The sequence below is a fragment of the Ochrobactrum sp. BTU1 genome, assembly GCA_018798825.1.
In the GTDB taxonomy this organism is placed as follows: domain Bacteria; phylum Pseudomonadota; class Alphaproteobacteria; order Rhizobiales; family Rhizobiaceae; genus Brucella.
In genome coordinates, this window is the sequence record CP076354.1 from 709,708 (window position 1) to 723,937 (window position 14,230).

Consider the following 14,230-nt stretch of genomic DNA (forward strand, 5'->3'; position numbering starts at 1 on the left):
TCTGCCCGCGCTTACGAGAATAGTAACGCCGACGTATTATAGCTGAGACGCGGGAAATATCTTTGCAGAGAATGGATCAAAATGGCCAAGAAACCAGCGCCTGCGCGTGACACGACGACCAAGACGATACAGCAGGCTGAGGCTGTAGCGCGGGATGGCGATATTCACGTCAATGTGGAAGTCGGCGGCTTTACAGGTTCTGTTGTTCGTCGTCAGGCCATGTTCTGGACCTGTACTGCGGCGATATTCCTTCTGTTTCTGGTGATTTTCAGCCCGGTTCTTCTGCCCTTTGTGGCAGGCATGGCGCTGGCATATTTTCTTGATCCTGTTGCAGACCGTCTGGAACGGCTGGGTCTGTCGCGACTGGCTGCAACGATTGTCATTCTGCTGGTCTTCCTGATGATACTCGTCGTCGGGCTGATGATCATCATACCGGTGCTTGCGACACAGCTCGCAGACTTCATATCCAAGCTACCGGATTACATTTCACAGTTGCAGGCGCTTCTTGCCAATGAGAATTCGAGCTGGCTGAAACGCTATATCGGTATCGATAGTTCGGTCATTCAGGAAAACCTCAGCACGCTCCTGCAACAGGGCGCCGGTTTCCTCTCCACATTGCTCCAGTCCCTGTGGAATTCGGGGAAATCTCTCATTGATATTGCGGGCCTTTTCATCGTTACGCCGGTGGTTGCGTTCTACATGCTGCTCGACTGGGATCGCATGGTTGATCGCATCGATTCATGGGTTCCTCGCAGGCAGCTTTATACCGTCCGCGGCATTGCTCGTGACATGGATGCAGCGGTGGCGGGCTTCGTGCGCGGGCAGGGTACTTTGTGTCTCATTCTCGGCACCTATTACGCTATCGGCCTGACCCTGACCGGACTTAACTTTGGCCTGCTGATCGGCTTTTTTGCAGGGCTTATCAGCTTCATTCCCTATATCGGTTCCTTCGTTGGTCTGACGCTTGCAATCGGTGTTGCGCTGGTCCAGTTCTGGCCGGATTGGATCATGATTGTGGCTGTTGCCGCGGTGTTTTTCCTGGGCCAGTTTGTTGAAGGAAACATCCTCCAGCCAAAGCTCGTCGGATCGTCCGTGGGCCTGCATCCGGTCTGGCTGATGTTCGCTCTGTTCGCCTTCGGTTCTCTGTTTGGCTTCACTGGAATGCTGGTTGCAGTGCCAGCTGCGGCAGCGGTCGGGGTGCTTGTGCGTTTTGCCCTGAATCGCTATCTCCATTCTCCGATGTATGACCCTGCTTACAAGCGTTCGCATTCAGATGTCGGACCGCTGATAGAGGCGGGCGAGAATACAGGCAAAGAGAAATGAAATTGAAACGTAACCGGGCCAGATTTTCAGGAGCCAGACATTCTGGAGGCAGCGATGAGTGACGCGCCGCGTCAGATTCCGCTCGCCCTTGAGCATCAGCCCGGCTATCACCGCGAAGACATCATGGTCACGGGGTCGAACCGTGCGGCGGTGGACCTTATCGACCGTTGGCCGAACTGGGTTGCTCCGGTGGTTATTCTTGCCGGGCCGACGGGCGCGGGTAAAACACATCTTGCAGAAGTGTGGCGTGCAGCAACAGGTGCGTTGCTGGCTGATCCAAAATCTATCAGCGAGCGCGTAGTGCATGGTGCTGCGGAATATCCTGTGCTGATTGATAATATCGGTGGCGCACGTTTTGACGAAACAGGCCTGTTTCATCTCATTAACAGCGTTCGGCAGAATGCAGCCCTTGGTCCGGGACCATCGCTGCTGATGACTTCGCGTCTTCTGCCCGCAAACTGGAAAGTCAAACTTCCCGATCTTGCATCGCGCCTCAAGGCGGCGACAGTGGTGGAAATTGCCGAACCGGACGACATGCTGCTGGGTGGTGTTATTCACAAGCTCTTTGCTGATCGACAGATCAGCGTTGAACCGCATGTGGTGAGTTATCTGGTCAGCCGCATTGAACGCTCGCTTCTGTCAGCGATTCAGATTGTCGATCGTCTTGATAACGCCGCTATGGAGCAGAAAACGCGCATAACGCGCACGCTTGCCGCGCAGGTTTTGTCCGAAGCTGGTCACGGTGAGGGATGAAGGTCGCTGTCACTGGAGCTGGCGGATTTATCGGAAGTGCTGTTCTGCGCGAGCTGGCCGGCAATGGACACGAAACGCTCGCTCTTTCACGCGATGCGCTTTTGGCGCCAGACTTTGACGGCGTTGATGCGGTCGTTCATTGTGCCGCTCTGGCGCATCGAACTGGTGCCGAACGCCCGCAGGCGGATGAGTTTGAAGCTGTCAATCATCGCCTGACAGTCGAGCTTGCAGAAAAAGCCAGACAGGCCGGTGTACGCCGTTTTATCTTTGTCTCAACAATCTACACGATTGCAGGCAATCCATCGCCGTTAATGCCGGATATGCCGTTTTCACCGCGTGATGATTACGGCCATGCCAAAGCGAAGGCCGAAGCAGCATTGCTTGCGATGCGTGGTATTGAGGTGGTTATTACGCGTCCGGTGCTCGTTTATGGCCCAGATGCACGGGCCAATCTGCGCGCTTTAATGAAGCTTTGCGACACAGGACTACCGCTTCCCTTTGGTTTGGCCGACAACCGGCGCAGTTTTGTCTCGCTGGAAAACGTGGCGCGTGCATTAGTGTTTCTCGTCAATGCACAGAAAGATCAGGTTTCAGGCCAAACTTTCCATCTCGCTGAGCCAGAACCCCGCTCAACCCGCGAACTTGTCTCAAAAGCCCGCAAAGCAATGGGCCGTTCGTCACGGTTGCTGCCGGTGCCAGCCTTTCTTATGAAGGTTTTGCTGACGCTTGTGGGCAGACAGACGCTTTATGAGCAGCTGTTCGGCAACATGGTCGCCGATACCTCGTCGCTGCTCGCAATTGGCTTTGACTATCTGCCGGGTGATCCGCAAATCGCAGCCATGGCAATAGCCGCACAGAAAATCTAGTTTTTCTGTCCAACGGCCATTGGCGGCTGAATGCGTGCCTTCTGCACGACGGGTGCCGCTGGAGTTGGTGCTTGCGTCTTCTTGGCAATCGAGCCGGTGGTCATCATTTGTGCGCTGTCGGGCTTGTTACGGCCACCGAGCAACTGATCTTCATGAACCCAGCCAATTATATTGGTTGAAGGCACGACCACACGATGCCACTTGCCGGTCTTACCATAGGAGCGCATTTCGCGACCCTTCTCGACTGTACCGATAGCCGGTGAGCGATCCCATGCGTTCTTGTGAATGGTGAGTTTTGCCTTGGCATATATCACCGATGGAGAATGAGCGGCCGTATTGGTGCCGCGCGGTGGCATCGGCAATGCGCGTGCGGATGCAGGGGGAGGCGGCGGTGGAGCCACTTTCTGTGTCGCGACTGCGGGCTTTGAAACCTCAATTGCGGCTTGCTGCACAGGCTTGGCCGGTGCCGGCGCTACCAATGCGGCCGGGCGTGGCACCGGACCCACCGCGCCAGCATAATCTCTGCTTTGCGACTTCTTTTCGACCACGGCCTTCTCGGCAGGTTGTCTGGCTTCAACCTTGGCAGGAGCAGACGAAGTGGTTGTCGGGACAGTGCGTTGGAACAAGGCGGTCAATGCTGCTTGTGGGCTTTTATGCTGAGCCGTTGCCCACAGGCTAAACGCACCCAATCCCAAAATAGCGCCAAGCGCCAGAATTGGTGCTGATGAACCTGAACTGTTCTTGCGCCCGGTAGAACGCCCGGTTGAGCGTTTTGTCGGGCGGGAACTCCGTTTCCGTGGCGCCATTTTTCATGTCCCCTGTCCGAATCGCGACAGGAAGACACTACCGAGTCTTCCTTCGCATTTCGTTACCAGGGTTTTTATCAGACCGAGCGGGTGAGGCCGCCATCCACGCGCAGGTTCTGACCCGTGATGTAGGCAGCACCTTCGGAGGCAAGGAATGAAACCGTCGCAGCGATTTCTTCGCTTTTGCCATAGCGCTGCATAGGCACGCTATCCCGGCGTTCTTCTGTTGCTGGCAGACTGTCGATCCAGCCCGGCAAAACATTGTTCATACGGATATTGTCTGCCGCATAGGTGTCGGCGAAGACTTTTGTAAACGAGGCCAAACCAGCACGGAAAACTGCTGAAGTCGGGAACATCGCGCTTGGCTCAAAAGCCCATGCAGTCGAGATATTGATGATCGTGCCGGATTTCTGCTTTTGCATGAAAGGCACGACGAGACGGCTCGGGCGTACGACATTTAGAAAGTAAGTATCGAGACCCTTATGCCAATCTTCATCTGTAATATCGAGGATCGGTGCGCGTGGACCGTGGCCGGCACTATTCACCAGCGTATCGATACGCCCCCATTTTTCGATAGTGAGATCGACGAGCTTCTTCAGGTCGTCAGCCGACTGGTTTGACCCTGTGACACCAATGCCACCCAATTCCTCGGCCAATGCTTCGCCTTTGCCAGATGACGAGAGGATTGCGACGGAAAAACCGTCCGCTGCAAGCCGCCGTGCGGAAGCCGCACCCATTCCGCTGCCACCTGCCGTAATGATCGCTACTTTCTGTGTCGACATTTCCTGATCCCAAAATACTGAAATTGTTTCGATATGCAGAAGGTAGCGGACGGGATTGAAATCCCAAGTGAATTTTCTTGAATTTAAGATTTTATAGCGTTGTTCCGGCAATAAAAAACGCCGCTTTCGCGGCGTTCTAACTAAGTGGGTCGGAATGAATTATTCCTGTCCGGATGCCTTGTTGCCCGAAAAGGGTTCACCGGAAGCAGTCTCACCGCGTTTCTGGCTCGCCTCTTTTTGCTGAACAGCATCACGAAATGCTGCCCACTCATTTTCGTGGCGACGATAAAGTGCATCTGAAGTCTGGATATCCATTTCGATCCTCCATTGGCTCTTGGCATGGCAAATAACATGGACCTTGAAGAATCGTTGCATCACAAACGGTAAGCGTTTGAAATCTTAATCGGTTTATATGTTTATAACCGATTTAGACTTGAAACTTTTTGCCGTGTTGACGCGCCCGTCTTAGCTTAAAGGCTTAGTTTTCCTGAATGGAAACGCCACCCTCTCCAATTTTCATTTCGATGCCGGAAGGTTTTGATTCCTCCTGATAGGTATAGATCGCGAACCCTGCGACCACGACAATAAGAGCACCGATAATCAGATAAAGCCCGTTGCGATTCACTCTGAAACTCCTGAAAATTTGAGGATGAAAACAAAACGCACCAGAGCAAGCTTGGTTCCTGGCTTTGAGCTAAGCCATAAACGCACCGAGCGGCGTAACGCTGTGAATAAAATTTGAAAAATCTGTTTTTAGCGCTTGCTTTATACACGGCGATTATCTAGGGAAGGGCCGCTTACAAAGCACGGAGCGTAGCGCAGCCTGGTAGCGCACCTGATTTGGGATCAGGGGGTCGGAGGTTCGAATCCTCTCGCTCCGACCATTTTTTCCAGACAATTTGCCAAGATGAGTATGTCGCAGTCAGATGCTGTGGCGTGCGCCTTTATCGCGTTGACATGGTGAGACGTGTAAACTATTGCCTTGGTGAAATTATCGCCCTTCATGGGCTCAAGAGCATAGATCAAGGTTCGTCAAATGGTTGCACGTATTTACCGTCCAGCTAAGACCGCAATGCAGTCTGGTAAAGCCAAAACCGATAACTGGCTTCTGGAATATGAGCCAGAAAGCGCTCGTAAGGTCGAGCCGCTTATGGGTTACACATCATCCGGTGACATGAAGAGTCAGATTCGCCTGTCTTTCTACAGCCGCGAAGACGCGATTGAATATGCGACCCGCAACGGTATCGCTTATCGCGTAATCGAGCCGCATGAAGTGAAGCGTCGCAAGGTTTCCTATTCGGATAACTTCAGCTTCTATCGTCCACAGCCTTGGACGCACTAACAGCTTTTCCCGGCCTCATGCTTTGTGCTATGGCCGGGTTCTGATGGTGAGGTCCCGTAGCTCAGCTGGATAGAGCACCGGCCTTCTAAGCCGTAGGTCACTGGTTCGAATCCAGTCGGGATCGCCATCAAAACAATGACTTGGATCATTGAATCTTCCTCTGCCAAAAACCTCACATTGCAGCAATCGTATCCGCCAGCATTAGCGCTGCCGTCAGCAATTCTGCTAATCACCTTCGACACAGTTGCAATTGCGTTCCCAAGTGCTAAACGGGAATTCCGGTAACTCGAAGGAATACGATATGCCGGATCTCTCCACACTTATGCTTTTTGCCACTGCTTGCGTCGTGCTCACTGCTACGCCAGGGCCAGATATGCTCCTCATTGCCTCCCGCAGTATTAGCCAAGGACGGGCTGCAGGTTTTCTCACCTATGTTGGTATTGCCGTGGGCACATATTGCCACGCAGTCGCGGCAGCCCTTGGTCTTTCGCAGCTCTTTTTGGTTTTGCCCGTTGCCTATGAAATTGTGCGCTGGGCAGGCTGCATCTACCTCCTTTATCTTGCCTGGAAGACCATTCGCTCAGATGGCACTGTCTTTTCACCGGTGGTGGGCCTCAATCGCTTTTCTTTGAAATGGATATTCGGTGAGGGCCTTTTTACCAATCTGCTTAATCCGAAGATGGTGCTCTTTGTGCTGGCGTTATTTCCCCAGTTCGTGAAGCCTGAGGCTGGTTCCCTCATCTTACAAATGTTGGTTTTGGCAACCGTGCTCAACGGCATTGGTTTGATTGTGAATGGAAGCGTGATTCTTTTGAGTACGCATGTTCGAAATCGCATTAAAGCACAGCCCTCTATGCGAAAGCTGCCGCAATATCTGCTGGCGACTGTGTTCGCAGCGCTTGCCTGCCGCCTCGCGCTCGGAGGTCGCAATTAGGTTTCACCTGGTACAATAACAAAAACGCCGCAAATTTTGCGGCGTTTCTCAATTCAAAATTGTTTGTCTTATTGGCCGTGCGGGCCATCGCCGGAGCGGCTTCGTGGGAAAAACCGCGGACCGCGATCACGATCCCAATTTCTTCCACCACGGTCCCAGTGGCGGCCTCTGTCCCATCCACGGCCGCGGTCCCAATGGCGACCACGATCCCAATGACGGCGGTCATAATGGCGACGGTCCCAGCGGTCGTTTCGGTCGTTGAGGGCAGCGCCAATCGCGACACCAGCGATCAATGGAATGCCGATCAGAGCGGCATTACGACCGAAATCGTCTGAGTAACCGCCGCTAGAGCCTTCACGCATGGCGAGGTAGCGGGATGATGCCCAGCCGGACAATCCGCCATAGCTAATCTGGCACCAGCCATAACCCGAGGTGCAACCATGCACATTGACAGGCGCTCTATTCGGAATGCTGCCGAGCGCGGCATAACCCGTTCCCGGACCTGTGCGTACATTAAGATTGGTTGTTACAATCGCGTTAGCGGCTTGCGCAGCACCCGCAGAAAAAACACCCAGCGCAATCATGGCGGCTTTAAGAGTGAGTTTCATGGGTCTTCTCCCTGGATTTATATGCACGGTAAACGAATTTACCGGGCAAGAAGTTCCCAATGGTTCTGCTTATGCGTGTATCTTAGCGACGGTGACGCAGAATGACGGCAATGGCCAGTCCTGCCAGACCAATAGCGATTACACCTTGCAACACGAAAACCCAGTTCATCATGGCATTTCCTTTGGGTGCTTTCGGCACCTGAAGACAAAATAGACTTATCTGGTTGGCTTCCTACCGTATTTCAGGGGCATGTGAAATGGATAAGTGCCGAAAAGCAGCCGCAGGGCCATGAATGTTGATTTTAAATATCAACTTTTCAATCTATGAAAACAAAAGCGACCATTCGGACGCATCTGCATTTTCCGACTATTCGTCCCTTCCGAAATATTTGGTTTTCAGCGCAGCCAGCTCTTCGCTTTCCTGAAGGCTGATGATCGCAATCGAAGCGGGCTTAACCAGATCACTATGGCGCGGGAAGGCGAATCCATATTTATCAGGGCTGAAGGTGTTGCCCACAATCTCGATTGGCGCATCGACATTCTGGTGTACATAATATTCAAGCACAGGACTATCGCCAACGATTGCCGAGATTTCGTCATTGGTCAGTGCGGTTACAGCTTCGGGAAGGTGGTCGAAACCTACAGTTGAGATGGAGCGCGCTGCCATTGTCTGCTCTGCAATACTACCCGTACGCACCCCAACCGTCTTACTCTGAAGGTCAGCCAAGTTGTTGATGTTATTGGAGATATGGGCAACGGTCATTACGCTGGTTACGGAAGATGTTACGTAAGCAACCACGGCAATACCAAAAACCAGCCAGAATGCCTGCCATATACGTCCCGCCCAACCGAAGAGATTCTTGCGTGAGCTTTTGCCGGAAGTGGCAAGCGAAACAACGTGATAGAAGCTTTCGGCCAGGCCCTCAAGCCAACGACGTGGGAAATTCTGGTCAAACCGGCGATCAAAGAGCGTAAGCAAAACTGTGGCAACCAGAATGACGATGCCAATCCAGGCGTAGGTGGCAAGATGGCCTGCATCTTCCAGGTCACCAATCAGATCTTCCCAGCCATTTCCCGCTTGGGTGTGAACCATGATCCGAAGGCCTGCATCAAACCAAGGATGAGTAAAATCAACCACTTCCGCACGTTTTTCAGTGATTGTAATGTTGGTGACAGCCGCATCGACTTCGCTCTGAGAAACGGCCTTCACCAGCGCATTATAGTTCGGATATTCGACGAATTGAGACGCAAGCCCTAGACGTGTGCTTATATTGCTCCACAAATCGATAGCCATGCCAGTGTAGATGTCGCCCTGTTTGCTGACAAAAGGCTCACTGACATAAACCCCGACTTTCACCTGACGCAGAGCTGTGTCCTGAGCGACAGTCGGAATCGCTGATAGAGCTAGTAAAAAGAGCGCGAGCAGACTCTGCGTAAAAAGGTGAAGCGGATGCTTAATTGAATTCCAAGAAGACACTGACCCAAGCCGATATTTATTTTCGATAGTTCATAAGTATAAATATTCCAACACTCGATGGAAGCAAAAGAATGAGCTAATTTCACCCTAAATTTTTATTTATATATAACTAAAATACTATGTAAAAACAAAGCGGCTCCCGATACCATCAAGAGCCGCTTTGCTATTTTATGTGTCTATTCCGATGGGACGAGCACGTGATAAGGCAATTCAGATTGCTGCAAAGCCTTTTTCGAGATCGGCAATCAGGTCAGGTACATCTTCAAGGCCGATCTGCAAGCGAATGACTGGGCCCGGATAATCGCCCTTGGCAACCATGCGATCCTTGATGCCAACTTCATTGGCGAGGCTTTCGTAGCCGCCCCAAGAATAACCGAGCCCAAAAATCTCAAGCGCATTCAGAAATGCGTGAGCTTCCTGCCGTCCGCCGCTTTTCACAACGAAAGCGAAGACGCCTGACGAGCCTTTGAAGTCGCGCTTCCAGATTTCATGGCCGGGATGGCTTTCAAGGGCGGGGTGCAGCACACGATCAACCGCTGGATGGCTTTCAAGCCAATGAGCGACTTCAAGCGCACTTTTGCGGTGATGCTCCAGACGAACACCCATTGTGCGCAAACCGCGCAGGATCTGATAGGCATCGTCAGGTGCAGCACAAAGGCCGAGCGTGCCATGCGTTTCCAGAAGCTGCGGCCAGCACTTTTCATTGGCCGAAATTGTCCCGAAAAGAATATCGGCGTGACCGGATGGATACTTCGTTGAAGCATGGATGCTGATATCAACGCCAAAATCGAGCGGTTTGAAGTAAAGCGGCGTTGCCCAGGTGTTATCCATCATCACAATCGCACCGACCTTATGCGCTTCTTCGACGATTGCCGGGATATCCTGCACCTCAAATGTGTTGGATGCTGGCGACTCCGTGAAGACGACCTTGGTGTTTGGGCGCATCAGCTTTGCAATGGCTGCACCGATCTCCGGATCGTAATATTCAACCTCGATACCCATACGCTTGAGGATCGTATCGGCAAAGTGACGGGTTGGATTGTAAATAGAATCGACAAACAAAACATGGTCGCCGGGTGACAGGAAAGCCAGCAGAGGGATAGTGACTGCAGCAAGACCAGAAGGCACGCAAACAGTGCCAGCGGAGCCTTCAAGAGCGTCTATAGCCTTGCAAAGTGCTTCACTGGTTGGAGTGCCGCGCGTTCCGTAAGTGTACTTCTGTGCGCCCGTCGCCATGGTCTGTGCATCCGGGAAAAGAACGGTAGAGGCGCGCACGACGGGTGGATTGACGAAGCCATAATAATCGCGCGGTTCATAACCATCATGGGCCAACCGTGTGTTTATGCCCAGCTTTTCTGTCTTGTCCTGTTTGTTAGTCACGAAATTGCCTCCAGGCCATGTTGCATGCTTTGCCACCAGTTCTCATTTGGAGAGCTTTGCAAACTTGTTTCCGGCGGATTCAGTCTTGCATGAGCAGGTTTTGGTCCGCTCCGGTGGATACTCCAATTTATTGGATAAGACGCACATGAAGCGGATGCAACATGGCGCTTTGTAACAGTGATAATGTAAACCAGAGAAAGAGTAATTCCGATATGAGTGAGAGTAAGGCCACAAGCACAATTCTTTATCCGATCCGCATCGCTTCGGAGTTGGTAAGGGCGCTTGTCAGGCCGGCTTATCCGGGTGCGCCATCAAGCTGGACACTTGAAATGACGGCGCTTGTAGTTCTGCTGCCCTTTGTTCTGCTTGTTCTGCATATTTGGGATGCGCAGATTGTTCGCGCTGCAATGAACAGCGACTTCTTTGTCATGGAAGTGCTTAGAACCATTACGGATTTGATTCGCACTTTGGTCTGGCTTGGCGTCGGCATTATCGTTTGGCTGAGTACGGCTTTCTTGCTCTCACCAAACATTCGCTTAGCTTCACAACAAGTGCTCGTCCGTTTTCACAGTTGGGCGACTCTTGTTCTTGCCTCAGTCGTTGTCGGCAGTTTTCCCACGGAGATCGGAAAGCTCTTGATCGGACGCGCGCGCCCGCTTTTGCTGGATGAATTGGGCTCCGCGTATTTCGCTCCGTTTCGGGGCGAACATTCTTATGAAAGTTTCCCCTCCGGACACTCCATGATGGCCGGTATCATGCTGGTTTCACTGTGGATTTTCTTGCCTCGCTGGCGGTTTCTCACGGTTCCGGTCTGTGTTCTTTTCGTTATCAGCCGACTGGCAGCCGGCGCTCATTATCCGACAGATGTCGTGGCTGGACTGACAATTGGCTTTATCGCGACATGGTGGGTGGCTCGCTATATGGCGACGCGAAATATTATTTTTTCGCTAGATGAAGATCAGGTGATGCCGCGGGTCTGAATGGGGCAAAATTGAGGTGCTGATCGCTATGTTCAGTGCCTCTTTTTATCTATAACAATTTGTAATTATTGAATTTTTATAATATTTTCTTTTTTAGGTTCGGCTGATTTTTCAAGCTGAACGCCTTTACCCTAAAATTGGGAAATCGTGTAAAAATCTGCATGTTGATGACCCATTTTTTAGGCAAACGGGCTTTTTCCACGACGTTAATAGCTTGACCAAAACCAAAATATCGCCTTCGATAGCGCTGTGAAGGCGACAGGCATCACTCCGCCCATAAAAACAACAGAGGGTCGATAACGGCTCCGGGCGAGGGATATCTGCGTAAGCAGGGGTGGGGGAGGTCTTGTGGCCTGTTCTTCAACCTCATGCAAAAAATAAAGCAACAGAGACGTGCATGGATCATTTGTCCACCACGATCTCCAGGGAACATAAAAGGTTGCAGGCCAGATGAAAAAGACTGTTTTGACAGGGGTATTGGGTGCAGCGGCGTTGTTTGGCGCAGCTTCGGGAGCATCGGCCGATACACTTTCGGATGTAAAGGCTAAGGGGTTCCTGCAGTGTGGTGTCAACACAGGTTTGCTCGGCTTCGCATCGCCTAATGACAAGGGCGAGTGGTCGGGTTTTGACGTTGATTATTGCCGTGCGGTTGCTGCCGCGATTTTCGGCGATGCAACGAAGGTAAAGTTCACGCCTCTCAATGCTAAAGAGCGCTTTACTGCATTGCAGTCGGGCGAAGTGGATGTCCTCATCCGCAACACGACATGGACCATCAGCCGCGATACGTCGCTGGGTCTCGATTTCCCTGGCGTCAATTACTACGACGGTCAGGGGTTCATGATTAACTCGAAGAAGCTGTCGGGTATTAACTCAGCACTTCAGCTTTCCGGCGCTTCAATCTGTGTTCAGGCTGGCACCACGACCGAGCTGAACATGGCTGACTACTTCCGCGCCAACAAGATGGAATACAATCCGGTGGTCTTCGAAAAGCTCGAAGAAGCCAACGCAGCTTATGATTCTGGCCGTTGCGATGCCTATACGACTGATCAGTCGGGCCTCTATTCGACCCGCCTCACGCTGGCAAACCCGGATGACCACGTTGTTCTGCCGGAAATCATTTCCAAGGAACCACTCGGACCGGCTGTCCGTCAGGGCGATTCCAAGTGGGCAGACGTTATCCGCTGGACTCACTATGCGCTGCTGAATGCTGAAGAGTTTGGTATTACTCAGGCCAATGTCGAAGAGATGAAGAATTCCGATAACCCGGAAATCAAGCGTCTTCTCGGCTCGGAAGCGGATACCAAGATCGGTACGGATCTCGGCCTCACCAATGATTGGGTTGTGAATATCGTTAAGGGCGTCGGCAATTACGGCGAACTCTTCGAACGCAATCTGGGTGCCAACAGCCCGCTCAAGATCGCTCGCGGTATCAATGCGCAGTGGAACAAGGGCGGCCTGCAATACGGTATGCCGATCCGCTAAGGCCGATCCGTTAAGGAACGCGCTTTTATTGGATAAATATCGGGCGGGGGCAGCAATGCACCCGCCGGATTTGTCGGCTGTATGATTTTGCAGCTGACCTCAGAATCCGCAGCGCATTCAGGGTTCGGCACTCAGGTCTGACGACTGTACCAAGCAATTTAACTCGCGCTTTGTATCTTATGAGCAAGGCTGCAAGGTTCGGCATTTATACGTAACTGCTTTGAAAAGATTTTCCCGGTGGGGGTCGGGAGCCACAGCTATTTTCAAAGCTGATGCGAAAGGCCGAAAGAAAACAGGGAACATATGGCTTCCTATTCTGCAACCGAACGACGCCAAAGCGGCGGCGGCACATCACTCCTCTATGATCCGCGGCTTCGCGGCATCTTCTATCAGGTCGTGGTTTTTGCTGCCGTTATTGGCTTGATCTACTGGATCGTGGGTAACACGATCACCAATCTTCAACGCGCCAACATCGCTTCCGGCTTCGGATTCCTGAATGGTCGTGCTGGCTTCGATATCAGTCAGACGCTGATTTCCTATTCGAGCGATTCCACCTATGGCCGGGCCATTCTGGTTGGCCTGATGAACACGCTATACGTCGCAGGACTTGGTGTTGTTCTGGCGTCGATCATCGGCTTTCTGGTGGGTATCGGGCGGCTCTCGCGCAACTGGCTGATCCGCAAGATCTGCATGGTTTATGTCGAGATCTTCCGAAACATTCCGCCGCTTCTGGTTATCTTCTTCTGGTATTTCGGCGTGCTTTCCGTTTTGCCGCAGGCGCGAGAAAGCCTTTCTCTGCCGCTTGGCAGCTACCTGAATAATCGCGGTTTCTTCATGCCGTCGCCCGTATGGGGTGAGGGTGCGTGGCTGTTGCCAGTTGCCTTGTTGCTTGGCATCGTCGTTTCATTTTTCGTTGCGCGCTGGGCGAAGCGTCGGCAGATGGCGACGGGGCAACCGTTTCATACGGTTCGCGTTTCTGCAGCGCTGATCATCGGCCTGCCGTTACTGGCGCTGATTGTGACCGGATTTCCTATCTCGTTTGATTTTCCGAAACTCGGAACCTTCAATCTGACAGGCGGTGCGCAGGTTAAGCCTGAATTCCTCGCGCTGCTTTTGGCCCTGTCGTTTTATACTGCATCCTTCATCGCTGAAACCGTTCGTGCAGGTGTTCTAGGCGTCAATAAAGGCCAGACCGAAGCGTCTTATGCGGTGGGCTTGCGTCCAGGTCAGACGATGCGTTTGATCATCGTGCCGCAGGCGCTGCGCATCATCATTCCTCCGCTCTCCAGTCAGTATCTCAATCTGATCAAGAACTCTTCGCTGGCCATCGCAATCGGCTATCCGGATCTGGTCGCCGTTGGCGGTACGATCCTTAATCAGACCGGTCAGGCTGTTGAAGTCGTAGCTGTCTGGATGGTGATCTATCTCGGTATCAGCTTGATCGTTTCTGTTCTGATGAACTGGTTCAATGCCAAGATGGCGCTGGTGGAGAGATGA

15 protein-coding genes and 2 tRNA genes are annotated in these 14,230 nt (G+C 52.4%); 10 read left to right on the forward strand and 7 right to left on the reverse strand.

Translation table 11 applies throughout. The features are described 5' to 3' along the window. Positions 1-81: 81 nt before the first annotated feature. From KMS41_03390 to KMS41_03400, 3 genes are read left to right on the forward strand one after another with little or no spacing between them, the layout of a single operon-like run. Positions 82-1,323, forward strand: a complete 1,242-nt coding sequence (locus KMS41_03390) for an AI-2E family transporter (protein QWK78302.1) — start codon at positions 82-84, stop codon at positions 1,321-1,323. A 42-nt stretch (positions 1,324-1,365) separates the two neighbouring features. Continuing rightward, entirely contained in the window at positions 1,366-2,076 is a 711-nt protein-coding gene (locus KMS41_03395; protein ID QWK78758.1) for a hypothetical protein, read from the forward strand. Continuing rightward, the gene (locus KMS41_03400) at positions 2,073-2,942 is read left to right on the forward strand and encodes an NAD-dependent epimerase/dehydratase family protein (protein QWK78303.1); all 870 of its coding nucleotides are present in this window, start codon (positions 2,073-2,075) and stop codon (positions 2,940-2,942) included. Before KMS41_03395 ends, KMS41_03400 begins: the two co-directional genes overlap by 4 nt. Here KMS41_03400 and KMS41_03405 read toward each other — a convergent pair. The 4 genes from KMS41_03405 to KMS41_03420 form a co-directional block, all read right to left on the reverse strand. Then, positions 2,939-3,748: a hypothetical protein gene (locus KMS41_03405; protein QWK78304.1), complete on the reverse strand. Its 810-nt coding sequence runs from the start codon at positions 3,746-3,748 to the stop codon at positions 2,939-2,941. The two genes, KMS41_03400 and KMS41_03405, sit on opposite strands and share 4 nt — an antisense overlap. A gap of 77 nt (positions 3,749-3,825) precedes the next feature. Further along, a complete protein-coding gene (locus KMS41_03410; GenBank protein QWK78305.1) occupies positions 3,826-4,530 on the reverse strand; it encodes an SDR family oxidoreductase in 705 nt (234 codons plus the stop codon). Positions 4,531-4,689: 159 nt separating this feature from the next. Next, the gene (locus KMS41_03415) at positions 4,690-4,845 is read right to left on the reverse strand and encodes a hypothetical protein (GenBank protein ID QWK78306.1); all 156 of its coding nucleotides are present in this window, start codon (positions 4,843-4,845) and stop codon (positions 4,690-4,692) included. A gap of 163 nt (positions 4,846-5,008) precedes the next feature. Continuing rightward, positions 5,009-5,155 carry a hypothetical protein gene (locus KMS41_03420; GenBank protein ID QWK78307.1) on the reverse strand — a complete coding sequence of 49 codons (147 nt, stop codon included), beginning with the start codon at positions 5,153-5,155 and terminating at the stop codon, positions 5,009-5,011. Positions 5,156-5,337: 182 nt separating this feature from the next. Between KMS41_03420 and KMS41_03425 the strand changes: the two genes are divergently transcribed. From KMS41_03425 to KMS41_03440, 4 genes are all read left to right on the forward strand, one after another. Next, a tRNA-Pro gene (locus tag KMS41_03425) sits at positions 5,338-5,414 on the forward strand. A 152-nt stretch (positions 5,415-5,566) separates the two neighbouring features. Next, positions 5,567-5,872: an ETC complex I subunit gene (locus KMS41_03430; protein QWK78308.1), complete on the forward strand. Its 306-nt coding sequence runs from the start codon at positions 5,567-5,569 to the stop codon at positions 5,870-5,872. Positions 5,873-5,922: 50 nt separating this feature from the next. Then, a tRNA-Arg gene (locus KMS41_03435) sits at positions 5,923-5,999 on the forward strand. A 174-nt stretch (positions 6,000-6,173) separates the two neighbouring features. Next, on the forward strand, positions 6,174-6,806 hold the full coding sequence (locus tag KMS41_03440; protein ID QWK78309.1) for a LysE family translocator: 633 nt from the start codon (positions 6,174-6,176) through the stop codon (positions 6,804-6,806). A 68-nt stretch (positions 6,807-6,874) separates the two neighbouring features. On the opposite strand, the gene KMS41_03445 is transcribed toward KMS41_03440, so the two are convergent. The 3 genes from KMS41_03445 to KMS41_03455 form a co-directional block, all read right to left on the reverse strand. Next, complete coding sequence (locus KMS41_03445) at positions 6,875-7,414, reverse strand: SH3 domain-containing protein (protein QWK78310.1); 540 nt, start codon at positions 7,412-7,414, stop codon at positions 6,875-6,877. A 367-nt stretch (positions 7,415-7,781) separates the two neighbouring features. Beyond that, entirely contained in the window at positions 7,782-8,873 is a 1,092-nt protein-coding gene (locus tag KMS41_03450) for a transporter substrate-binding domain-containing protein (protein QWK78759.1), read from the reverse strand. Positions 8,874-9,101: 228 nt separating this feature from the next. After that, positions 9,102-10,271 (reverse strand): cystathionine beta-lyase, encoded by a 1,170-nt coding sequence (locus KMS41_03455; GenBank protein ID QWK78311.1) that lies wholly within the window; start codon positions 10,269-10,271, stop codon positions 9,102-9,104. Between the two features lie 212 nt (positions 10,272-10,483). Here KMS41_03455 and lpxE point away from each other — a divergent pair, with 212 nt between their 5' ends. The 3 genes from lpxE (at position 10,484) to KMS41_03470 (ending at position 14,230) form a co-directional block, all read left to right on the forward strand. Then, entirely contained in the window at positions 10,484-11,251 is a 768-nt protein-coding gene (gene lpxE, locus KMS41_03460) for a lipid A 1-phosphatase LpxE (GenBank protein QWK78312.1), read from the forward strand. A 450-nt stretch (positions 11,252-11,701) separates the two neighbouring features. Next, a complete protein-coding gene (locus KMS41_03465; protein ID QWK78313.1) occupies positions 11,702-12,733 on the forward strand; it encodes an amino acid ABC transporter substrate-binding protein in 1,032 nt (343 codons plus the stop codon). 303 nt (positions 12,734-13,036) lie between these two features. After that, a complete protein-coding gene (locus KMS41_03470; protein QWK78314.1) occupies positions 13,037-14,230 on the forward strand; it encodes an amino acid ABC transporter permease in 1,194 nt (397 codons plus the stop codon).

Coding starts and splice junctions, on each gene's coding strand:
- KMS41_03390 (QWK78302.1), top strand. CDS start 82: ATGGCCAAGAAACCAGCGCCTGCGCGTGACACGACGACCAAGACGATA.
- KMS41_03400 (QWK78303.1), top strand. CDS start 2,073: ATGAAGGTCGCTGTCACTGGAGCTGGCGGATTTATCGGAAGTGCTGTT.
- KMS41_03405 (QWK78304.1), bottom strand. CDS start 3,748: ATGGCGCCACGGAAACGGAGTTCCCGCCCGACAAAACGCTCAACCGGG.
- KMS41_03410 (QWK78305.1), bottom strand. CDS start 4,530: ATGTCGACACAGAAAGTAGCGATCATTACGGCAGGTGGCAGCGGAATG.
- KMS41_03415 (QWK78306.1), bottom strand. CDS start 4,845: ATGGATATCCAGACTTCAGATGCACTTTATCGTCGCCACGAAAATGAG.
- KMS41_03430 (QWK78308.1), top strand. CDS start 5,567: ATGGTTGCACGTATTTACCGTCCAGCTAAGACCGCAATGCAGTCTGGT.
- KMS41_03440 (QWK78309.1), top strand. CDS start 6,174: ATGCCGGATCTCTCCACACTTATGCTTTTTGCCACTGCTTGCGTCGTG.
- KMS41_03445 (QWK78310.1), bottom strand. CDS start 7,414: ATGAAACTCACTCTTAAAGCCGCCATGATTGCGCTGGGTGTTTTTTCT.
- lpxE (QWK78312.1), top strand. CDS start 10,484: ATGAGTGAGAGTAAGGCCACAAGCACAATTCTTTATCCGATCCGCATC.
- KMS41_03465 (QWK78313.1), top strand. CDS start 11,702: ATGAAAAAGACTGTTTTGACAGGGGTATTGGGTGCAGCGGCGTTGTTT.
- KMS41_03470 (QWK78314.1), top strand. CDS start 13,037: ATGGCTTCCTATTCTGCAACCGAACGACGCCAAAGCGGCGGCGGCACA.